Annotated in this window: 22 protein-coding genes and 3 pseudogenes; 24 read left to right on the top strand and 1 reads right to left on the bottom strand. The window is 53.5% G+C overall.

Annotated features, from left to right (window positions below):
* Positions 1-4 precede the first annotated feature (4 nt).
* From EIO64_RS05255 to EIO64_RS05140, 24 genes and pseudogenes are all read left to right on the top strand, one after another.
* Positions 5-946, top strand: coding sequence for a HipA domain-containing protein (locus EIO64_RS05255; protein WP_136890953.1), 942 nt, complete (start codon positions 5-7; stop codon positions 944-946).
* A 116-nt stretch (positions 947-1,062) separates the two neighbouring features.
* Positions 1,063-1,401 (top strand): DUF3848 domain-containing protein, encoded by a 339-nt coding sequence (locus tag EIO64_RS05250; protein WP_055179156.1) that lies wholly within the window; start codon positions 1,063-1,065, stop codon positions 1,399-1,401.
* Position 1,402: 1 nt separating this feature from the next.
* Positions 1,403-2,353: a DUF3991 and TOPRIM domain-containing protein gene (locus tag EIO64_RS05245; RefSeq protein WP_136890952.1), complete on the top strand. Its 951-nt coding sequence runs from the start codon at positions 1,403-1,405 to the stop codon at positions 2,351-2,353.
* Positions 2,341-3,273, top strand: a complete 933-nt coding sequence (locus tag EIO64_RS05240) for a ParM/StbA family protein (protein ID WP_136890951.1) — start codon at positions 2,341-2,343, stop codon at positions 3,271-3,273. Before EIO64_RS05245 ends, EIO64_RS05240 begins: the two co-directional genes overlap by 13 nt.
* Positions 3,270-3,551 carry a hypothetical protein gene (locus EIO64_RS05235; RefSeq protein ID WP_136890950.1) on the top strand — a complete coding sequence of 94 codons (282 nt, stop codon included), beginning with the start codon at positions 3,270-3,272 and terminating at the stop codon, positions 3,549-3,551. The genes EIO64_RS05240 and EIO64_RS05235 overlap by 4 nt, the downstream gene beginning before the upstream one ends.
* Positions 3,552-3,644: 93 nt before the next feature.
* Complete coding sequence (locus tag EIO64_RS05230; RefSeq protein ID WP_009260405.1) at positions 3,645-4,022, top strand: hypothetical protein; 378 nt, start codon at positions 3,645-3,647, stop codon at positions 4,020-4,022.
* Positions 4,023-4,169: 147 nt separating this feature from the next.
* On the top strand, positions 4,170-4,490 hold the full coding sequence (locus EIO64_RS05225; protein ID WP_346730079.1) for a plasmid mobilization protein: 321 nt from the start codon (positions 4,170-4,172) through the stop codon (positions 4,488-4,490).
* A gap of 1 nt (position 4,491) precedes the next feature.
* Entirely contained in the window at positions 4,492-5,916 is a 1,425-nt protein-coding gene (locus tag EIO64_RS05220) for a relaxase/mobilization nuclease domain-containing protein (protein ID WP_136890948.1), read from the top strand.
* On the top strand, positions 5,897-6,757 hold the full coding sequence (locus tag EIO64_RS05215) for a PcfB family protein (protein WP_249390812.1): 861 nt from the start codon (positions 5,897-5,899) through the stop codon (positions 6,755-6,757). The genes EIO64_RS05220 and EIO64_RS05215 overlap by 20 nt, the downstream gene beginning before the upstream one ends.
* A gap of 3 nt (positions 6,758-6,760) precedes the next feature.
* Complete coding sequence (locus EIO64_RS05210) at positions 6,761-7,651, top strand: hypothetical protein (protein ID WP_226907981.1); 891 nt, start codon at positions 6,761-6,763, stop codon at positions 7,649-7,651.
* A 12-nt stretch (positions 7,652-7,663) separates the two neighbouring features.
* A complete protein-coding gene (locus EIO64_RS05205; RefSeq protein WP_136890946.1) occupies positions 7,664-7,855 on the top strand; it encodes a hypothetical protein in 192 nt (63 codons plus the stop codon).
* Positions 7,842-9,278 (top strand): annotated as a pseudogene (locus EIO64_RS05200) (VirD4-like conjugal transfer protein, CD1115 family); the annotation flags it as partial. The gene EIO64_RS05205 and the pseudogene EIO64_RS05200, both read left to right, overlap by 14 nt.
* A gap of 551 nt (positions 9,279-9,829) precedes the next feature.
* A complete protein-coding gene (locus EIO64_RS05195) occupies positions 9,830-11,653 on the top strand; it encodes a reverse transcriptase/maturase family protein (RefSeq protein WP_429835600.1) in 1,824 nt (607 codons plus the stop codon).
* A 119-nt stretch (positions 11,654-11,772) separates the two neighbouring features.
* A pseudogene (locus EIO64_RS05190) lies at positions 11,773-12,087 on the top strand (VirD4-like conjugal transfer protein, CD1115 family); the annotation flags it as partial.
* 95 nt (positions 12,088-12,182) lie between these two features.
* Positions 12,183-12,311: pseudogene (locus tag EIO64_RS05185) on the top strand (Maff2 family mobile element protein); the annotation flags it as partial.
* 652 nt (positions 12,312-12,963) lie between these two features.
* Positions 12,964-14,883 (top strand): tetracycline resistance ribosomal protection protein Tet(W), encoded by a 1,920-nt coding sequence (gene tet(W) / locus EIO64_RS05180; protein ID WP_136890945.1) that lies wholly within the window; start codon positions 12,964-12,966, stop codon positions 14,881-14,883.
* A 50-nt stretch (positions 14,884-14,933) separates the two neighbouring features.
* A complete protein-coding gene (locus tag EIO64_RS05175) occupies positions 14,934-15,701 on the top strand; it encodes a class I SAM-dependent methyltransferase (RefSeq protein ID WP_002586626.1) in 768 nt (255 codons plus the stop codon).
* A gap of 96 nt (positions 15,702-15,797) precedes the next feature.
* Positions 15,798-16,295: a sigma-70 RNA polymerase sigma factor region 4 domain-containing protein gene (locus EIO64_RS05170; protein WP_005876001.1), complete on the top strand. Its 498-nt coding sequence runs from the start codon at positions 15,798-15,800 to the stop codon at positions 16,293-16,295.
* The gene (locus tag EIO64_RS05165; RefSeq protein WP_002586615.1) at positions 16,288-16,500 is read left to right on the top strand and encodes a helix-turn-helix domain-containing protein; all 213 of its coding nucleotides are present in this window, start codon (positions 16,288-16,290) and stop codon (positions 16,498-16,500) included. The genes EIO64_RS05170 and EIO64_RS05165 overlap by 8 nt, the downstream gene beginning before the upstream one ends.
* A 550-nt stretch (positions 16,501-17,050) precedes the next feature.
* Positions 17,051-17,452 carry a plasmid mobilization protein gene (locus EIO64_RS05160; protein ID WP_008980720.1) on the top strand — a complete coding sequence of 134 codons (402 nt, stop codon included), beginning with the start codon at positions 17,051-17,053 and terminating at the stop codon, positions 17,450-17,452.
* The gene (locus EIO64_RS05155) at positions 17,424-19,037 is read left to right on the top strand and encodes a relaxase/mobilization nuclease domain-containing protein (RefSeq protein WP_136890944.1); all 1,614 of its coding nucleotides are present in this window, start codon (positions 17,424-17,426) and stop codon (positions 19,035-19,037) included. Before EIO64_RS05160 ends, EIO64_RS05155 begins: the two co-directional genes overlap by 29 nt.
* Positions 19,038-19,391: 354 nt before the next feature.
* Positions 19,392-20,231, top strand: a complete 840-nt coding sequence (locus EIO64_RS05150) for a replication initiator protein A (RefSeq protein WP_248059082.1) — start codon at positions 19,392-19,394, stop codon at positions 20,229-20,231.
* Positions 20,228-21,061, top strand: coding sequence for an ATP-binding protein (locus tag EIO64_RS05145; protein WP_087988642.1), 834 nt, complete (start codon positions 20,228-20,230; stop codon positions 21,059-21,061). The genes EIO64_RS05150 and EIO64_RS05145 overlap by 4 nt, the downstream gene beginning before the upstream one ends.
* Before the next feature lie 12 nt (positions 21,062-21,073).
* Positions 21,074-21,268, top strand: a complete 195-nt coding sequence (locus tag EIO64_RS05140) for a transposon-encoded TnpW family protein (RefSeq protein WP_087988643.1) — start codon at positions 21,074-21,076, stop codon at positions 21,266-21,268.
* 104 nt (positions 21,269-21,372) lie between these two features.
* Here EIO64_RS05140 and EIO64_RS05135 read toward each other — a convergent pair whose 3' ends face one another.
* Positions 21,373-21,726 carry a DUF4180 domain-containing protein gene (locus EIO64_RS05135; protein ID WP_136890943.1) on the bottom strand — a complete coding sequence of 118 codons (354 nt, stop codon included), beginning with the start codon at positions 21,724-21,726 and terminating at the stop codon, positions 21,373-21,375.
* Positions 21,727-21,755 lie beyond the last annotated feature (29 nt).

Raw genomic sequence — 21,755 nt, 5'->3', positions numbered from 1 at the left:
CCACATGGGCGTTATTGACTTTACAGGTATGCCAAAAAGGAACAAGGCATACGCCGGCGCGAACGGCAAGAAGATCTCCGTCCTCTATGACGGGGAGCAATATATGCTAAAATTTCCCTCTATGGCGAAGAAAAACCCGGACATGAGTTACAGCAACAGTTGTTTTTCTGAATACCTCGGCTGCCAGATATTCGAGATTGCCGGCATCCCCGTACAAAAGACCCTGCTGGGCACATTCACGGTGAATGGCACAGAGAAGATCGTTGTTGCCTGCGGCGACTTTACCCGGCCTGGGCTCGTGCTTCAGGACTTTGCCTCCCTGAAAAACCAGATCATCGACTCAGAGCGCAACGGGTATGGCACCGAACTGTCCGACATCCTCCATACGATTACGGCACAAACGGCCATAGACGCCGCTCAACTGCTGGACCGCTTTTGGGATATGTTCATCGTAGACGCCCTGATTGGGAACTGGGACCGGCACAACGGGAACTGGGGCTTCCTCTACGATGCCGTCAGCGACGCCATAGAACTGGCCCCGGTCTACGATTGTGGGAGTTGCCTCTATCCCCAGGCGGATGACGAGATCATGCGGTCTGTCCTTACCAATCAGGGCGACCGTGACTATCGAATTTATGAGATACCGACCTCCGCGATTACGCTGGAAGGAAAGAAAATTCGGTATTTCGATTTTATTTCCTCACTGCGGGAAGAGGGGTGCAGCCGCGCCCTGCGGAGGATCGTCCCCCGGATTGATATGGGTAAAATCGGGAAGTTGATTTATGACACCCCATTCCTCAGTGATTTGCAGCGGCAATTTTATCTGACCATGCTGGCGGAGCGGAAGGTGAAGATACTGGATTTTGCTCTGGAAAAATTAGAGCAGGCGAAAGATGGACCTCTGCCAGCGAAACACAAAGCCGGGAAAGACCGGAACGCCCGATAAAGCAATCACATACCTTTTTGGCAAGGCCGTGTCTGCGGCCTTGCCGTTTTACATAGCCGGGAGGTTTTCATCTGGAGATCTCCCGGCTATCACTATTTTATAAGGAGTGATACAGCATGACCAACAAAGAAATGATGCGCCAACTTTATGAACGGATGGCAGCCGAGCAGCAGAAGTATAAGGCATGGCTTCTGGAGCAGCCCCCCAATGTGATCCTGGACAATGCCTGCAAATTCACGGTCCGAGAGGATATTGTGATGGAGTTGGAGGTACTGGAACTGACGGACGCCCAGGCCGCGGCTCTGCTGCGGTCCCGGACCCCGCTGGCGGATGTTTACCGGGCGTGGGAGCGGGCGGAAACCCACCACATGGACGATGTACGGGATGTGATCGAGGCCCGCGCAGATACCGTCATACGAGCTGAAAAGGAAAAGGGCCAGCGGGAGGAACGGTAGGATGGGCTATGTCACCCCGGAGCAGATCGCTCAGGCTAAGGAATGGGACCTGCTGACCTATCTCCAGCGGTATGACCCGCACCAGCTCGTCCATGTAGGCGGAAGCACCTACTGCACCCGTGAGCATGACAGCTTGAAGATCAGCAACGGAAAATGGAACTGGTTCTCCCGCAAAATCGGCGGGAAAACGGCCCTGGACTATCTTATCAAGGTCCAGGGCTTTTCCTTTACCGAGGCAGTGGAGGCCCTGACGGGGCCGAACTTCTCTCCCCCGTCTCCGGCGCCTCAAGCCAGGCCAAAGGAGCAGGAACCCCGGAAGCTGGTCCTTCCCCAATCCAGCCGGTGTGCAACCCATGTTGTCAGCTATCTTCATGGGCGGGGCATTGATTATGATGTGATCGACTACTGCATCCAGACCGGGCGTTTGTATGAAAGTCTGCCCTATCACAATGCTGTATTCGTGGGCCGGGACCGGCAGGGCCAACCCCGCTACGCCGCCCTGCGGGGCATCATAGGGGACTTCAAGGGCGAGGCCACCGGCAGTGACAAGCGGTATTCCTTCGCCATCGCGGAGGACTCCGCTGTACCCAGCGTCCACCTGTTTGAATCGGCCATCGACCTGTTGAGCTACGCCACCCTGCTGAAAATGAAGGGCCGGGACTGGCGGCAGGACGCCATGCTCTCCCTGGGCGGGGTGTTCAAGCAGAAACAAGAGTTTGTCATCCCCATGGCTCTCAGCCAGTACCTTCAGGACCACCCCGGCGTCCACACGCTCTGCCTCCACCTGGACAATGACGAGGTGGGCCGGGACGCGGCAGCGGGTATCATGGCTGGCCTGGGGGACAGATACGAAGTGCTGGACAGGCCGCCGCCCAGCGGCAAGGATGTAAACGATCTGCTGCTCCAGCGGAGGTTGGGGCAGGCAAAGAGGAAGGAGGAATGGAGCCGGTGAAAGACCATCAGGGCATGAAGATCATCGGGATAGACAATGGCTACGGCAACATCAAGACTGCAAACTGCTGTTTTCCCGCGGGGCTGACCGTCCATGACGCAGAGCCGGTATTCAAAGACGATCTGCTGGTCTATGACGGACGCTACTACCTGATTGGGACAGGCCACAAGGAGTTTAAGGCGGACAAGACCGGGGACGATGACTACTATATCCTCACCCTGGCCGCTATCGCCCGTGAGCTGAATGTATATGGCCTGACAGACGCCACGGTATATCTTGCAGTGGGATTGCCCCTCACCTGGGTGAGTCGGCAGCGGGCGGACTTCAAAGCCTACCTCATGCGGAACCGGGAACTGGCCTTTACCTTCCGGGGAAAAGCCTACCGGGTGGAGATCGCCGGGGTGGATGTGTTCCCCCAGGGCTTCGCTGCGGTTGCCGGCCAGATCAGGGACTTCCAGGGCGTGAATATGCTCTGTGACATTGGCAACGGCACCATGAACATCATGTTCATCAACGACCGCAAGCCTGTTGTGGACCGGATGTTTACTGAGAAGTATGGCACCCATCAATGTATGCTGGCCGTCCGGGAGAATGTCATGCGGACCCACCATGCCACGGTGGACGAGTCGATCATCAACCGGGTGCTGCGGTTCGGCACAGCGGATATTCGGGAGGACTACCTGACCACCATCCGGGAAACCGCCGCAGAGTATGTGGGCGAGATTTTCCGCATCCTGCGGGAGCATGAGTACAACCCCGCTCTTATGCGGCTCCATGTGCTGGGCGGCGGAAGCTGTCTGGTCCGCAACTTCGGGGCTTATGACGCCGACCGCGTAACGATCTACGAGGACATCTGCGCCACCGCCAAGGGCTATGAGTTCCTGTGTGAGCAGGCTTTGCACAGGGGGACGAGAGAATGAATACCAAACGGTTTTCGCTCCGATTTAACCTTGACCGGGAGAATGACCGCAGGGCGTGGGAAGCCCTGCACCGCATGGAGGCCCGATCCATCAATCAGGAGATCATCGCCAGGATCAACGCAAAAGAGCAAACCAATGTGTTGAAAGAGCTGATCCGTCAGACCGTATCTGAAGAATTGGAGCGAACCGCAAAGAACGGCTATGACCGGCCAGCGGCGCAGGCGGAAGCCAGCACGGAGGACCTAAACGCCGTGTTTGACTTCCTGAACAGTTTTTAGCGGCATCACCTATGATGCCGCTTTTTCCCGCCCGTCGAGGGGTATGGCATCACCTATGATGCCGCAAAAATCATAATAGGAGGTTGTCACTCCATGAGTGAAAAGGCCCTTTGTGAAGTCAATATGACCTATGCAACCATGCGAAGTTATTTTCGCGCAGCAGAACGTGCCCGCCAGCATTTGTCCGGCTTCATTGTGTTCTCTCCGGCCAGCTTTGACAAGGAGTATTCCGTGGAAAGCCGTACCTATGCGGTGTCCAGCGACAACAAGGCGTTTCGGCCTAATATGGGCGGATATTCCATCTATGCTTCGTCCCTGGATGGCTCCGATCCCTGTGTCCGTCTGGAACAGTACATGGCATCGGAGTACGGCGGCAAGAACGGCTGGCAAATTGAGCGGTGCTATATGATGTCCGATGAAGTGGAGCGGGCGAAGGCCCTCATGCGAACCGAAAAAGAGCATGAGCGATAACAAAGAGGCCAAGCCCGCACGCTCTCACGCGCCGCAGGCGCGGAGGATGGAGGCATTGTCTTAGCAAGCAACGAATTGTGGGGCCACAATTCCGCTTGACAGGGGCTTGCCGCCCCTATGACCCTGCATTGAGAAAGGATGATCGTTTTGAAAAGAACACTTGAAATGAAGGTCCGTTTTACCAAAACGGAACTGGATGCCCTTACCAAGAAGGCCCGCAAGTCCGGCCTGTCCCGCGAGGGTTACTGCCGCCGCGTCCTGAACGGCACGGAGGTGAAGGAGGCCCCGCCCGCCGATGTACCTGTGCTGATCCAGGAGGTGCGGCGCGTGGGGAATAACCTGAATCAGGTCATGAAGCGGGCCAACGCCCTCGGACTGCTGGATGTGCCCCAGCTCCGCAAGGCACTGGAGGATAACCGGGCCGTGGAGAAGCTGATCGCAGACACCTATACCGTGCCTTCCGACTGACATGGCGGTGACCTCCATCTGGCCCATTCATAGGCGCGTGGACAAGGTAATCGACTACGTTCGGAACCCGGAAAAGACCACTGAGGCCGGCTTGCCGGAGCTGGCGTCCCTCCATGCCGTTGAGGATGTGGTGGAGTATGCCGCCGACGAGATGAAAACGGAGCGCCGGTCCTATGTGTCCTGCTTGAACTGCCGGGAGGACACCGCTGCCGCACAGTTCATGGAAACGAAGCGGCTGTGGGGCAAGCCGGGTGGCCGGGTGTGCTACCACGGGTATCAGTCCTTCAAAGCGGATGAGGTCACGGCGGAGACAGCCCATGAAATCGGCGTCAGGTTGGCGGAGGAGCTGTGGGGCGGGCGTTTTGAAGTTGTAGTGGCGACCCACTGCAATACCGGCCACTATCACAACCACTTTGTCATCAACTCCGTGTCCTGGGTTGATGGAAAAAAGTTCTACAACTCCCCCGCCGACTACGCCCGGATGCGGGAGGCATCGGACCGTCTGTGCCGGGAATACGCCATCTCCGTGATCGAGAACTCTGGCAGACAGACAAAGGACTATGCCGAATGGCGGGCCGAGCGTGATGGAAAACCCACCCACCGGGGCACTATCCGGGCCGACATTGACCGGGCTATCCGCGCTTCCACTACTGAGCGCGATTTCCTGCGGGTGCTGGACGAAATGGGCTATCAGGTCAAGACCCACGGGAAGGACGGAAAGCCCCTGAAATATCCCGCATTGAAGCCACCGGACGCGAGGGGCTATTTCCGCTTCCACAAGCTGGGCGAGGGCTACACGCTGGAGGAGATCAGGGTGCGTATTCTACGCAACATTCACAAGCAGCCCCCGTTCCCGGAGCTTGTCCATCACCTGCCCCAGCATTACCGGGTGCGGGGAAAGCCCCAGAAGAAAGTCACCGGCCTGCGGGCGCTGTACTTCCATTACTGCTATGAACTCCACATCATCGTCAAGCAGCCGGCATCCGTCAAGCGGGTGTCTTTTTTATTGCGGGAGGACATCGCCAAGCTGGACCGTCTGGACGCGGAAACCCGCTTTTTGGGGAAACACCACATTGGAACGATTGAGGAATTGACTACCCACCGGGAAACGGCGTTGATGGAGGCGAACGCCCTGACTGCCCAGCGGCAGGAACTCCGAAAGGACCTGCGCCGGCTCATCAGACAGGGCGACTTCGCAGGTATTGACGAGGTGAAACAGAATATCAGTTCCCTGTCCGACAGGATCAGGGCAGTGAGAAAGGATGTGGTCTTATGTGACGGCATCGCCCAGCGTTCCGGGCAGGTCCGTGAGAACCTGGGACGGCTGGTGAAGCAAAAGGAATTGGAACGAAAGGAGCGATCAAACGATGAGTTATTCAGGCGACGCGGCGGAGCAAGTCGTGAGGATGTCGCTGGAAACAGGTGAGGTTGCGGTCAGGCTGGCCGGCTCCGGGGCCAAACAGCTTGCCATTTTGATCTATGCCATCCTGCGTGAGCAGAAAAAGACGGCGGGCAAGGCCCGCCTGACCAATATGCTCCGCAGCGGCAAGGAGCTGAAGGTGTTTGCCGTCAAGGACAGCGACCTTCAGCTCTTTTGCCGGGAGGCAAAAAAGTACGGCGTCCTCTACTGTGTATTGAAGGACCGGGACGCCACGGATGGACTGACCGACATCATGGCGAGGGCGGAGGACGCCGGCAAGATCAACCGCATCATTGAGCGGTTCGGCCTTGCCACCGTAGATATGGCCCAGGTCAAGCAGGAGATCGAACAGAGCCGGGTGGAGCGGCGGATGGACGCCCCGGAAACACCTGCGGCGGAACCGGCAGCCGGGGTGGACACTCCCCAGGAGCCGATGACTGAGCGGGAGATGGATGGATTTCTGGACGCCATGCTTGCCCCGGCCCCGGAACATGGCCCGGTTGTTCCGGAGCGCAACGATCCGGACCGGGACCTGGATGAATTTTTGAAGGCGGCGCGGGGCGCGTCCTCTGCCAGAGAGGAGGGCAGGACCGAAAACCCCACCGTGGGCCGGACCGAGAAATCCCGTCTGTCCGAGCCTACCTCAAAGCCCAAAGAGGCCGCCGAGCCGGGTATCCCTGATCCGCTGGAGCGCCCCCGTCCCTCTGTCCGTCAGGCATTGAAGGAGATCAAGGCGGAGCAGAAGCAGCGGGCGGAGGAGAAAGCCAGAGAGAACGCTGGGCGGCAGAAGCCGGTCCAGCACAAAGCACCCCCAAAAAAGAAAATCAAAAAGCAAAAGGAGAGGTAATGTATGCCGAACTATGATGATCTGTTTACCGGCCAGCCCACCCAGCAGGAGGAGAAGCCCTTTGACAAGACGGTTTGGGCGGCGCGAAAGCAGGCGGAGCGCGAGGGCGTCTACGCCATGATCGACAGCTATGTGCAGGATATGGGCAGAGAGGGCGGGCTGTTCCAAGCCTACCTGGATGTGCAGGCCCGGTTTGACCTCTACTCCGTGAGCAACGCCATCCTGATCGCGGCCCAGTGCCCGGAGGCCACCAAACTGGCCGACTTCGACAGTTGGAAAGCCAACGGCGTGTATGTCCGGCGAGGAGCGGATGCTATCACCATTCTGGAACCGGGTAAGGAGTACCAGCGGGACGATGGCAGCGTGGGCGTGTCCTACAATGTGCGGAAGGTCTTTGACATTTCCCAGACCAGGGCCGCCCAGCGCCCCGCCCCCACCACGGTCCGGGATGAACGCCTGCTGCTGAAGGCCCTGATGAACGATGCCCCCTGCCGGTTTGCTATCTCCAACGAACTGCCGGAGGGCGTCAATGTGGCCTATCATCCCCAGGAGCATACCGTCTATGTCCGCCAGGGGTTGGACGCCCCTACCATCTTCCGGGGGCTGGCCCAGGAGCTTGCCCGCGCCCACATGGACCGTGATGGGATTACCTGTGAAAGCCCCGATTTTACGGCGTACAGCGTGTCTTATATGCTGTGCAAAAGAAATGGCGTATCGGTAGAGGGCTTTTCCTTTGAACGCCTGCCGGAGAGCTATGCCGGGATGGACGCCAGGGCGCTCCGGGCTGAGGCGGGTGTCATACGGGATGTGGCCGGGAGTATCTCCGCCGATATGAACCGACTCTTTGCCGCCCAGGAAAAGGCGCAGAAGAACCGAGATGACGAGGCGAGATAAGGAGGGCGCTCTATGCGTGATGAGAAGCGTGTGGTCACGCTGAATGACTACGAACAGCGGCTTATGGTGCGGGGCCTGACTGACTTCCGCAACGATGCCATCCGGGACGGCAAACCCACCGAAGATGTGGACGATCTCATTCTCAAAATCATAGACGCGCCCACGAAACGGGAGAAACGGAGGGCTGACCGTGAGGCAAGATAAGTTCTCCAAAGCCTACCTGACCCTCTACGCCTGCGGCGTCATTCCTGTGGTCTGGCTGGCCCTGCTGCTGGCCCCCTATATGGGCGGCGGACTGGTCTGGCTGGTGCGGTACGGCGGGGCCGCGCTGGACCATCCGTTTCACATTGTATGGTGTGAGGACAGCTTGAAAACTGTCCTCATTTTTTTGTTGTGCTATGGGCTGGGGATTGGCGTCTACCTCTCCACCGACCGCAACTACCGCAGGCGGGAGGAACACGGCAGCGCCAAGTGGGGCGACCCCAGAGCGATCAACAGGAAATATGCGGATAAGGAGCTGACCGCGAACAAAATCCTCACACAGAATGTCGCCATTGGACTGGATGGCCGCAGACACCGGCGCAATCTGAATGTCCTGGTGGTGGGCGGCAGCGGCGCGGGCAAGACCAGGTTCTACGCCAAGCCCAACATTATGAACGCCAATACCAGCCTTATCATACTGGACTGCAAAGGTGAAATCTTGCGCGACACCGGGGGACTGCTTGAAGCAAACGGCTACGACATCAAGGTGCTTGACCTAATCAATATGGAGAAAAGCCACTGCTACAACCCTTTTGCCTATCTCCGCAACGACAACGACATTCAGCGGCTTGTGACCAACCTGTTCAAGAACACCACGCCCAAAGGCGCACAGTCACAGGACCCCTTCTGGGATCAGGCAGCGCAGATGCTCTTGCTGGCGCTGGTGTTCTATCTCCACTACGAAGCTCCGCCCGAAGAACGGAACTTCTCCATGGTCATGGAAATGATCCGGGCTGGCGAGGTCCGGGAGGATGATGACACCTACCAATCCCCGTTGGATGAACTCTTTGACCGCCTGGAAATGCGGGACCCGGAGCATATCGCCCTGAAATATTACCGCAATTACCGCTCCGGCAGCGGCAAGACCCTGAAGTCCATCCAGATCACGCTGGTGTCCCGGCTGGAGAAGTTCAATCTGGAATCGCTGGCCGGCATGACGCAGACGGACGAGATGGAATTGTGGAGCTTAGGTGAAAAAAAGACGGCCATCTTTGCCGTGATCCCCGACAATGACTCCAGTTTTAACTTCATTGTCGGCCTACTCTACACCCAACTGTTCCAACAGCTCTACTATCAGGCGGATGTGGTACACGGCGGCAGGCTGCCCGTCCATGTGCATTTCGTCATGGACGAGTTCGCCAATGTCGCACTGCCTGATGAGTTTGACAAACTGCTTGCCACCATGCGGAGCCGTGAAATCTCCGTGAGCATCATTATCCAGAACCTCGCCCAGCTCAAGGCTCTTTTTGAAAAGCAGTGGGAGAGCCTTGTGGGAAATTGCGATGAATTTCTGTATATGGGCGGCAACGAGCAATCCACCCATGAGTATGTGTCCAAGCTGCTGGGCAAGGAAACCATTGATACTGTGCGCCCAGATAGGGCGTTGAGCAAAGTAGTGTAAGGCACTACCCCGTAAGATAACACGGGAAACAACCTGCCTAACCGAAAGGCGAAAGCTGAAACGGGAACACAGCACGGCAGGAAAGCAGTAAGTCACCTAAAGATAACTTGGTGCGACTGAACTGCAATGTTAAGTGGATATGAGGCTTAAGTTGGGTTTACTGAACGCAAGTTTCTAATTTCTGTTATCGGTCAGGCGGAGGAAAGTATCTGTAACCTCTGGCACACTGGCGATTGGTTATAGGTGTCAATCAATCGGTTATCAAAAACGGTGTGCAATCTGTAGGAGAACCTATGGCAAGGAAACGAAAGCGGAGACCGACAATCCACATTTGCCTATGCTCAACGCTAACTGGGGATGCCCTAAACAGGAACGCCAACCGAAGGAGGTGAAAATTCGGCTATGGCTGTAGAGCCTGAAAATCCTGCATGGGCACGGAACGCCCGTAGTAGTCCGAGAGGGGTAATGACCCTCACATGGCGAAGGGGCGTAGTTATTGTGTACTAAAAGAAAAGTTGATTAGGGAGGAAAACCTCAAAATGCAACCAACAACCGAAATTTTAGCAAGAATCAGTAGAAACTCACTCGCAAATAAAGATGAAATTTTTACCAGACTGCATCGCTATATGCTGAGGCCAGACCTGTATTTTCTGGCATATAAAAATCTGTATGCCAACAGTGGTGCCGCAACTAAGGGTGCAAACGATGACACGGCAGATGGATTCAGCGAAGCCAAAATCGCAAATATCATCCAAAGGCTCGCTGATGAAACCTACCAGCCCACACCCGCCAGAAGAACCTATATCCAGAAGAAGAACAATCCCAAGAAAAAGCGACCTCTGGGAATCCCGACATTCACAGATAAGCTGGTACAGGAAGTTCTGCGGATGGTTCTCGAAGCGGTGTATGAGCCTGTTTTCTTGCCAGTTTCTCATGGATTCAGACCCAAAAGGAGCTGCCATACCGCACTGAAATCCTTAAAAATGGAGTTCAATGGTATGCGTTGGTTCGTGGAGGGTGACATCAAAGGGTGCTTTGACAATATCGACCACAGCGTTCTTGTAGGCTTGATTCATAGTAAAATCAAGGATGCCCGGTTGATAAAGCTGATTTACAAATTTCTAAAGGCTGGATATTTGGAGGATTGGAAATATCACAAAACCTACAGTGGTACTCCACAGGGCGGTATCATTTCTCCGCTCCTTGCTAACATCTATCTGCATGAGCTGGACAAATTTGTAATGAAGCTGAAAAGCGAATTTGATACCCATGGGCAAGAACCTGTCAGGACAGAATATCGCCTCCTAAGCAATGACCTCCAGAAACTTTCCTATCACATCGGCAGACGCACCGGGGCAGAAAGAGAACAACTGCTTTCCGAATACAACGAAAAGCGGAAGCTCATGCTGAAAATGCCCTGTACAGCTCAGACAAAAAAGTGCATCAAGTATATCCGCTATGCGGATGACTTTATTCTCGGTGTGAAAGGAAGTCAAGAGGACTGCCAGTGGATAAAGAGTAAACTTTCTGAGTTTATCCGTGAAACCTTAAAGATGGAACTCAGCGAAGAAAAAACACTCATCACTCATAGCAGCGAAAGGGCAAGATTTTTGGGGTATGATGTTCGTGTTCGCAGAAGCAGCATTATCAAGCATGGTGGGCCAGGCAAAAAGACAAAACGCACCCTCAACAATTCCTGTGAACTGTCTATCCCATTCGATGATAAGATTCACAGCTTCATTTTCGCCAAGGAAATTGCGATACAGAAACCGGATGGGAAACTCATGCCTGTCCGCCGTAAATCTCTTTTGCGACTCACAGATTTGGAAATCGTTTCTGCCTACAATGCGGAACTGCGGGGAATCTGCAACTACTATGGAATTGCCAGCAATTTTTATAAACTGTGCTACTTTTCCTATCTCATGGAATACAGTTGCCTCAAAACCCTCGCAAGTAAGCATAAATGCACCATAGCCAAGGTGGTTGAGAAATTCAAAGACCACTACGGAGAATGGGGAATCCCCTACGAAACCAAAACGGGGCAAAAACGATGCTATTTTGCAAAATACTCCGATTGCAAGGATAAGGCCAATCCGACGGACATCGTATGCAATGCTGCGGTGGAGTACGGATATTCCCGAACAGCCTTGGAGCAGAGATTGAAAGCAAAGGTCTGTGAGCTATGCGGTACGACCGAGAGCGATTGTTACGAAGTTCACCATGTCAACAAGCTCAAAAACCTTAAGGGCAAGCAGGCATGGGAGGTTGCAATGATTGCAAAACGGCGTAAAACGCTGGTTGTGTGCAAAAAATGCCATGTTGCAATCCACAACCAGTGAGTAACTGCTGACCGAACGATAACAGAGCCGGATACATTGAGAGATGTAAGTCCGGTTCCCGGAGAGGGTGGTGCGAACCTACCATAGTAATATGGCAAGGCGGTGCCTCCCTACTCCACTATAACACCGGCGAGAGCCGTGGCCGCGAGGTTTCCCATTCGCTGAACTATCAGAAATTGGGCAAGGAGCTGATGAGCGTGGATGAGCTTGCCGTGCTGGATGGCGGCAAGTGCATCTTGCAGCTTCGCGGCGTCCGCCCGTTTCTGTCCAACAAATATGATCTCACAAAGCATCCCCTCTACCGCTACACAGCGGATTATGACAAGAAATACGCCTTTGACATAGAGCGTTTTCTGTCCCATCGCCTCAAGCTCAAGCCGGATGATGCAGTTGAGGTGTATCAGGCAGACCTTTCCGGTGAACCTGTCGCCTGACGGCGGCAGTCTAATTTGACAACGACTCGATGAAACTTCGTGGGAGAAATGTACCCTCCAAAATCTAAAAAACATATTTTTCGGAGGTACTATTTATGGCTTTCTTTAATTCTGCTGTTGGTGTTCTTCAGACCCTCGTTGTGGCGCTGGGCGCTGGCCTCGGCATTTGGGGTGCGATCAATCTGCTGGAAGGTTATGGTAATGACAATCCCGGCGCCAATGCTCATGTACGGTAAGGAAGCAAGCAACCGAAAACAAGAGATAGACCGCCAGCACTACACTATTCCGAACCAAAGACCAAAAGATAAGCATTGTGGGAAAATCTAAACTTTTGGATTTTCCTACAATGCCAACTACGGCGGAATCCCTCCCACTCCTTATATCTTTCTGTATACATTGAATTTGTATTTAGTAAAATGCAGACAACACCACGGATCGGCTTTTGGTTGGACAATTCCAACCAAACACCACAGCAGACAGCAGAAAACATTCTGAACGCTAGGAAGCCGGTATGATTGTTACATATAAGGGGAAGAAAAATTTCTTTTAGGTACTTGCTTTCCTAAAACTGATGTGATACAATGATTTAATCCAGAAAAGGAGTAAAAAATATGCGGCAAGGTATTCTTAAATAAAACTATAATCAAATAGTGGGAACAAAGGATTATGATAGCTCCTTTTGTAGGGGCTTAGTTTTTTGTACCCAATTTAAGAATACTTTTGCCTTATCAATTTTGACATATCCCCAAAAACAGCAATCACAAACAGGTGTATGCTGTATATGTGTATGTCCGCAACTTATAATCCCCAGTGGTAAAAGTATTTTACTGCTGGGGATTTTTATGCCCTTTGGGGCTGTAAAGGGAGGACAATCACATGAAAATAATCAATATTGGAATTCTTGCCCATGTAGACGCTGGAAAGACGACCTTGACGGAGAGCCTGCTATATGCCAGCGGAGCCATTTCAGAACCGGGGAGCGTCGAAAAAGGGACAACGAGGACGGACACCATGTTTTTGGAGCGGCAGCGTGGGATTACCATTCAAGCGGCAGTCACTTCCTTCCAGTGGCACAGATGTAAAGTTAACATTGTGGATACGCCCGGCCACATGGATTTTTTGGCGGAGGTGTACCGCTCTTTGGCTGTTTTAGATGGGGCCATCTTGGTGATCTCCGCTAAAGATGGCGTGCAGGCCCAGACCCGTATTCTGTTCCATGCCCTGCGGAAAATGAACATTCCCACCGTTATCTTTATCAACAAGATCGACCAGGCTGGCGTTGATTTGCAGAGCGTGGTTCAGTCTGTTCGGGATAAGCTCTCCGCCGATATTATCATCAAGCAGACGGTGTCGCTGTCCCCGGAAATAGTCCTGGAGGAAAATACCGACATAGAAGCATGGGATGCGGTCATCGAAAATAACGATGAATTATTGGAAAAGTATATCGCAGGAGAACCAATCAGCCGGGAAAAACTTGCGCGGGAGGAACAGCAGCGGGTTCAAGACGCCTCCCTGTTCCCAGTCTATCATGGCAGCGCCAAAAATGGCCTTGGCATTCAACCGTTGATGGATGCGGTGACAGGGCTGTTCCAACCGATGGGGGAACAGGGGGGCGCCGCCCTATGCGGCAGCGTTTTCAAGGTTGAGTACACCGATTGCGGCCAGCGGCGTGTCTATCTACGGTTATACAGCGGAACGCTGCGCCTGCGGGATACGGTGGCCCTGGCCGGGAGAGAAAAGCTGAAAATCACAGAGATGCGTATTCCATCCAAAGGGGAAATTGTTCGGACAGACACCGCTTATCAGGGTGAAATTGTTATCCTTCCCAGCGACAGCGTGAGGTTAAACGATGTATTAGGGGACCAAACCCGGCTCCCTCGTAAAAGGTGGCGCGAGGACCCCCTCCCCATGCTGCGGACGACGATTGCGCCGAAAACGGCAGCGCAAAGAGAACGGCTGCTGGACGCTCTTACGCAACTTGCGGATACTGACCCGCTTTTGCGTTGCGAAGTGGATTCCATCACCCATGAGATCATTCTTTCTTTTTTGGGCCGGGTGCAGTTGGAGGTTGTTTCCGCTTTGCTGTCGGAAAAATACAAGCTTGAAACAGTGGTAAAGGAACCCTCCGTCATTTATATGGAGCGGCCGCTCAAAGCAGCCAGCCACACCATCCATATCGAGGTGCCGCCCAACCCGTTTTGGGCATCCATAGGACTGTCTGTTACACCACTCTCGCTTGGCTCCGGTGTACAATACGAGAGCCGGGTTTCGCTGGGATACTTGAACCAGAGTTTTCAAAACGCTGTCAGGGATGGTATCCGTTACGGGCTGGAGCAGGGCTTGTTCGGCTGGAACGTAACGGACTGTAAGATTTGCTTTGAATACGGGCTTTATTACAGTCCGGTCAGCACGCCGGCGGACTTCCGCTCATTGGCCCCGATTGTATTGGAACAGGCATTGAAGGAATCGGGGACGCAGCTGCTGGAACCTTATCTCTCCTTCATCCTCTATGCGCCCCAGGAATACCTTTCCAGGGCTTATCATGATGCACCGAAATACTGTGCCACCATCGAAACGGCCCAGGTAAAAAAGGATGAAGTTGTCTTTACTGGCGAGATTCCCGCCCGCTGTATACAGGCATACCGTACTGATCTGGCCTTTTACACCAACGGGCGGAGCGTATGCCTTACAGAGCTGAAAGGATATCAGGCCGCTGTCGGTCAGCCGGTCATCCAGCCCCGCCGTCCAAACAGCCGCCTGGACAAGGTGCGCCATATGTTTCAGAAGGTAATGTAAAGATACATAATCGTCAAGACGGCAACAATCAGAAGTTATGGAGGGTAACAATGGAATATAGTAAGGAAGATTTAATGGAAGCAAAAAAGCAAATTTGGGGAGTGGGAGAGAACATGGGAACAGAGGAAAGTAAAAAAATCTGGGAGGAGAACGCACAATTTTGGGATAATGCAATGGGTGACGAATCTAATGAATTTCACAGAGAGGTAGTGCGTCCCAAAGTAACGGAACTTCTATCTCCTAATCCTGCGGATTACATTTTGGATATTGCGTGTGGCAATGGAAATTATTCTTCGTATCTTGCACAAAGAGGCGCTTCGGTTGTCGCTTTTGATTACAGCAAAAAAATGATAGAATTGGCTAAAAGACGGCAATCACAATATGCAAAACAAATTGAATTTTGTGTGGCGGATGCGACCGATAGAAAAAGTATATTAGAATTAAAAAGAAATCGAGCCTTTACGAAAGCAGTTTCTAATATGGCAATTATGGATATTACGGATATTGAACCACTTCTTATGGCTGTTTATGAACTGTTGCAGGAAAGCGGAATTTTTGTCTTTGCAACGCAACACCCTTGTTTTGTCACGTTGACTGAAAAATATATGACACCGCACAGTTACTATGATATAGCGATTGAAGGGCAACCGAAAGAGCAGATTTATTATCATCGTTCCATACAAGATATTTTTAACCTTTGTTTTAGAGCTGGATTTGTCATTGATGGATTTTATGAAGAATGTTTTAAAACCAACAAAGAAATTCCTATGGTAATGATAGTAAGGCTTAAGAAGGTAAAACGTGATAGCTTAAAATAAATTCAAGTTTGTCGGGTAAATAGCAAACCCAGCCGAGCCAGTCAACGGTCAAGATGAACGGCGCATATGCGCAGCCGTTGACAGCCCCGCCCGCCTTTGCTGGTAGGCAATCAAGGGGCGACAGCAAGAAGTGCCACCGCCCCGCACTATTATTCAGAAAGGGGAATTTCCATGACCGACCAGATAGCCTATCAAGAATATATCCAGCGCAGGTACAACGCCTTTTGCAAGACTGTTATCCGCTGTGCCGCCTTGGACAAGATTTTGAAGCTTAAACGGCAATGGGAACGGCAAGTTTCCCTTGACTATCTGATGAACGAGAAGTTTGTCCAGTTTGCCGCGTCGGAGCCGGACGAGGAATACCCATTTACCGTCTGCGGTCAGACCGTCCTGCTCTGCAACGCCGCCCTTGCCGACGCGATCTCTGTTTTGCCGGAGCAGACGCGGGAAGAAATCCTGCGCTATTACTTTCTGCGCCAGCCGCAGCGCGTGATCGGCGCGTGTATTGGCCGGTCACGCAGCACAGCGGGGCGGCATATCCAGCTTGCCTTGCAGCGGCTACGCGAAGAAATGGGGGTGAGCCGGTATGAGTAGACTTCTCCCCTATGAAACAATCCTCAAAGCCCGTGAGGGCGACCCAGAAGCCGTGAACGCTGTCCTGCTCCACTACGCCGGATATATCCGCTATTTCTCAAAAGTGAACGGGCAGGTCAACGCCGAGGTGGAGGACTATGTAAAGCAGCGGTTAATTGACTGTCAATTCAAGTTCCGGCTTGACGAACCACCGGACAAGTCATAAAAACTGAATACCAGCCGCCACCGACGCGGCCAGCGAAAGCAGTAAGTCTTGAAAAAGATTTACTGCTTTTTTTGTTGTCCGGCTCCGCTCCCGGCCATTTTGCCCCCTGCCGGTTGTAGTAGTAAGCGAGGAGGGAATTTTTCTGCCCTGGTGTTTGGCATTTGGAGCATTTACCCGTAGTAGAGGGCAAAGAGAAAGGATTTCTCCAACACCGGGTAGAAACCACTGCGTCCGGTGTCATTTTAGCGAAAGCGGGCAGGAATGCCCTTTACAGGATTAGTAGTAGCAGAAAAAGAGAAACAAACTTTTGTGGTTGCAGTTTTCCAAAAAAGTGGCGGACGGAAGTGAGAGAAAGTTTGCAGTCACGGAGAGCAAGTATCGACCAGTGTACCAAATTTCGCTTTTCGCTCATTTGTCCCCCGGTCAGATACTTGTTGGGGTTGCCACCCCAAACCCGCCTTTTGCGGCTTGCGCCGCTGAAAAAACTTGCCCCAATACTTGTGTTTTAGATAAAAATTGTCCGTTGCAGTTTGAAAGGAGTTGAGCCACCATGCCACACAAAACCTACAACACCCCCAAGCGGAAATGTGTTGTCAAGACCCGTCTGACCGAGGACGAGCGCAGAGCCTTTGAGGACAAATGCGCCGCCCTCTCCATGAGCCAGTCCGAGTATATCCGGCAAGCCGTTTTTTACAGCCGGATTTCTCCTGTTATCCGGGTGACTGCCCACAGCGAAGAAATGCTCACCGCCATATCTTCCCTTGTGGCGCAGTACGGGAAAATCGGCAGCAACCTGAACCAGATCGCCCGGTATCTCAACGAATACGGCGCACCCTACAACGCCCTGTCCAGTGAGGTGAGAGCCGCTGTTTCCGACCTTGCCGCCCTCAAATTCGAGGTGCTGAAAGTGATAGGTGAAGCCTATGGCAACGATCAAGCATATCAGCTCTAAAAATGCCGACTACGGAGCCGCCGAAGCCTATCTCACCTTTGAGCATGACGAGTTTACCATGAAACCCACCCTTGATGAAGCCGGGCGGCTCATTCCCCGGCAGGACTACCGGCTGGACACGCTGAACTGCGGGGAGGAAGATTTTGCCCTGTCATGTATCCGGGCAAATCTGCGGTACGGCAAGAACAGCAAACGGGAGGACATCAAGAGCCACCACTATATCATCAGCTTTGACCCACGGGACGCAGCCGACAATGGCCTGACCGTAGACCGGGCGCAGGCGTTGGGGCTGGCCTACTGCAAAGAGCATTTTCCCGGACACCAAGCCCTTGTCTGTACCCACCCGGACGGGCACAACCATAGCGGCAATATCCATGTGCATATTGTCATCAACAGTCTGCGGATTGCCGAGGTGGAGCGCAAGCCCTACATGGACAGGGCAAGCGACACCAGAGCCGGGAACAAGCACCGCTGTACCGCAGCCGCCATGCGGTATTTCCGCAGCGAAGTCATGGAGATGTGCCACCGGGAGGGGCTTTACCAGATCGACCTCTTGAACGGCAGCCGAAACAAAGTGACCGAGCGTGAATACTGGGCGAAGCGCAAGGGGCAAGCCAAGCTGGACAAGGAAAACGCTGTGCTGCTTGCCGAGGGTATCGCACCCCGACAGACCAAGTTTGAAACCGACAAAGGCCGTTTGCGGCAGACCATACGCCAAGCCCTTGCCACCGCCGCCAGCTTTGACGAGTTTTCCGCTCTCCTGTTGCGGGAGGGCGTGACCGTTAAGGAGAGCCGGGGGCGGCTGTCCTATCTCACGCCGGACAGAACAAAGCCCATCACCGCCCGGAAGCTGGGGACGGACTTCGACAAGGCCGCTGTCCTTGCTGTTTTCCAGCAGAACGCCCATAGAGCAGCCGCAAAGATGCAGGACAGACAGGAACACCAGCCGCAGCTTACTAAGGGCATACAGCGGACAAAACCCGCCCAAATCACCCCGAACCCTGACAGCCCGCAGCGGCTTGTAGATATAGCCGCCAAGCGAGCCGAGGGAAAAGGTATCGGTTATGAGCGTTGGGCAAAAACCTTTAACCTCAAACAGATGGCAAAGACCATGAATTTCCTTTCCGAGCATGGTTTTGCCAGCCCCGAAGAAGTGGACACAGCTTTGGAAGCCGCCATTTCCGGGCAGCACGCCGCCGGAGAAAAGCTGAAAGAACTGGAATCCAGAATCACCGCCAACAAGGAACTCATGCACCAGATCAGCGTTTACCGCAGAACCAAGCCCGCCCATGACGGGCTGAAAACTGCCAAGAAGCCGGAACGATACCGGGAAGCGTTTCATGCAGACCTGACGCTGTATGAAGCGGCGGTGCGGTATTTTCGGCAACAGGGCTTAAAGAAGCTGCCCGCCGTTTCCAAGCTGCAAGCGGAAAATGAAGCCCTGATTTCCGAGAAAAACGGGATTTACACCGAGTACCGGGAGCAGAAAGCCAGAGCCGCCGAGCTGCAAAAGGTCAAATCCAACCTTGCCGCCATGCTCCGGCAGGAACGGACAAAAGAGGTGCGTCGGGATTGGGAGCGGTAAGGGTGTTCCGTTTTGTTCCACCCCTACCCGGAAAGGGGGTTCCATTTTGGACACCCCTTTGCTATGGGAAATTGACCACTGAACTCCACCCCGAAATGATACCGAAACCGCACAAAAGCGTTCCCTATATCTGACCCTATCCGCAATACCACCTGCCTTTTTCAAGGGGCATACAGAGAGGAAAATCCCCGAAAATGACACCGAAATCATACACCAAACGCCGCCTATCCGGTTACATCGATAGAAACGGCAGAAAGGAGCCGCCATGCCGAGAATGAGCAAGAAGCGCAAGGAAGAATGGGCGTTCTTCCTCAATGAGCGCAACCGTATCACCTACAATCCTCTTTGCCGCAAGTGCCGCCGCACCTGCAAGCAGAGTTTCCGGGCTATGATCATCGAGTGCCCGCCGTTTCGCTCCAAGCGGGCGAAGCCATGAAGCCGGACAACACGCAGGAAACCATTTATGTAGGGCTGGACACAGGCTTGCCGCCCTACCTGCCATATCCCCGGTTCCTGCTGAAAATGGACATTTCCCAGACCGCCAAGCTGCTCTATGCGCTGCTGTTAGACCGCACCACCCTGTCACAGCGGAACGGCTGGCAGGACGATCAGGGCAGGACATTCATTGTCTATCCCATAGCGGAGATTGCCGAAATGCTGGATAAGGGGCAGACCGCCATCAAAGCCGCCTTGAACGAACTGGACGCAGCCGGACTTCTGGAACGGAAACGGGCGGGATTTTCCGCAGCCAACCGCCTGTATGTGAAGCTGCCGCCATTAGTTCGGATTTCCGACCCTATGACAGTCGGAAAAGCGACCCTCATAAGTGCGGAAAACCGACCTACTGATGGTCGGAAAAGCGACCTTATGACGGTCGGAAAACCGACCCCTAACAACCTTACTATAAACAACCTGATAGAAAACCAAACAATGGGAGTGAGTGGAGAGCCGCACAAACCGTTTGGCAGATATGAGAATGTTTTTCTGACCGAAGCCGAGTATGCAGAACTGAAAGCCGAGTTCCCGGACAGACTGGAACGGCTCATTGAGGAAATGAGCCGCTACCTTGCCGCCAACGGGAGAACCTACCAGAACTATGCCGCCGCCCTGCGGATATGGGCAGAGAATGACAAAAAGGACGCCCCGAAACAGGGTGTCCCGGACTACACCTGCAAGGAGGGAGAAAGTTTATGAACAAAATCGAGAATATCAATCTGCTGCCGGATACCGAGCCGGACAGCGGCGACTACACAGGCGAGGACGGTTTGCTGTACTGCGGAAAATGCCGCAAGCCCAAAGAAGCCTATTTCCCAGAGGGCAAGACGCTTTTCGGGCTTGACCGCCACCCGGCAGAGTGCGACTGCCAGAGGGCGCAGCGGATTGAGCGTGAAGCCGCCGAACAGCAGCGCAGACACCTTGACACCGTAGAGGACTTGAAACGCCGGGGATTTTCCGATACCGCCATGCGGGACTGGACTTTTGAAAACGACAACGGCAGGAACCCCCAGACCGCCGTTGCCCGGTTCTATGCGGAGCATTGGGACACCATGCAGGCCGAGAACATCGGTTATCTCTTTTGGGGCGGTGTGGGAACCGGCAAAAGCTACCTTGCGGGCTGTATCGCAAACGCCCTGATGGAGCAGAAAATCCCTGTCCGCATGACGAACTTTGCCGCTATCCTCAATGACCTTGCCGCCAGCTTCGAGGGCAGGAACGAATACATTTCCCGGCTTTGCCGCTATCCGCTGCTTATCCTTGATGATTTTGGCATGGAGCGTGACACCGCCTACGGGCTGGAACAGGTTTACAGCGTGATAGACAGCCGATACCGCAGCCGCAGGCCGCTGATCGTCACCACCAACCTGACCTTGCAGCAAATCCAGAACCCAACCGACACCGCCTATGCCCGTATCTATGACCGGCTGCTGGAAATGTGCGCCCCTGTCCGTTTTACGGGCGGCAACTTCCGCAGGGAAACCGCACAAGCCAAGCTGGAACGGCTGAAAAATCTGATGAATGAGTGAAAGGAGTAGCCTATGGCAGATTACGAACAGACCACAAAAACCAATCCCCGCCGCCCCGACTGCGTGACGAAAATCCGCATGGGCAACTCTGTCCTTGTGGTGTCCGGCTATTTCAAGCAGGACAGCACCGAAACTGCCATCGACAAAATGGAAAAAGTGCTGCAAGCCGAAGCCGCTGCTACACAGAAGCCGACTTATCCGGCATGAGCCGGGGGCATGGAAAAAGCGGCCATGCTTTGACATGGCCGCTTTCGCGTTGGGTTAATACACAACTATCCGATATGGGGATTTTATCCACTAAATGCTTTGACTTATTTTTGAATTGCTTCTTCCTTTGTTGCAACAAAGAACACATCTTTCCCTTTATTGCTTTCAAAGATAAAGTCTTTCAGCGGCTTGCTGGTGTAATGTGAAAAATCCCCGTATATAGCGATTTTTCCACCGTAATTGATAAACTTTTGAAGAATTTCTCCCGCCAAGCCGCTGCTCAAAATGAAGAAATCTTCAATGATGTTCTTTTTATCCACGACAATATACTTTGTGCCTGCTTCGTATTTGGCAGACATAAGCAAATCAAGCGCAGAATCGACATCAGTAATAATCATGCTGTCACTTGATACGGCAACCGCAATTCCGTTGCCACAATCAATTTTTTCAAACTTCATGCCTGTACCTCCTTCAATGAATTGCAGAC

It is taken from the genome of Dysosmobacter welbionis (genome assembly GCF_005121165.3).
Taxonomy (GTDB): Bacteria; Bacillota; Clostridia; order Oscillospirales; family Oscillospiraceae; genus Oscillibacter; species Oscillibacter welbionis.
This window is presented reverse-complemented; position numbering and strand designations above follow the sequence as displayed.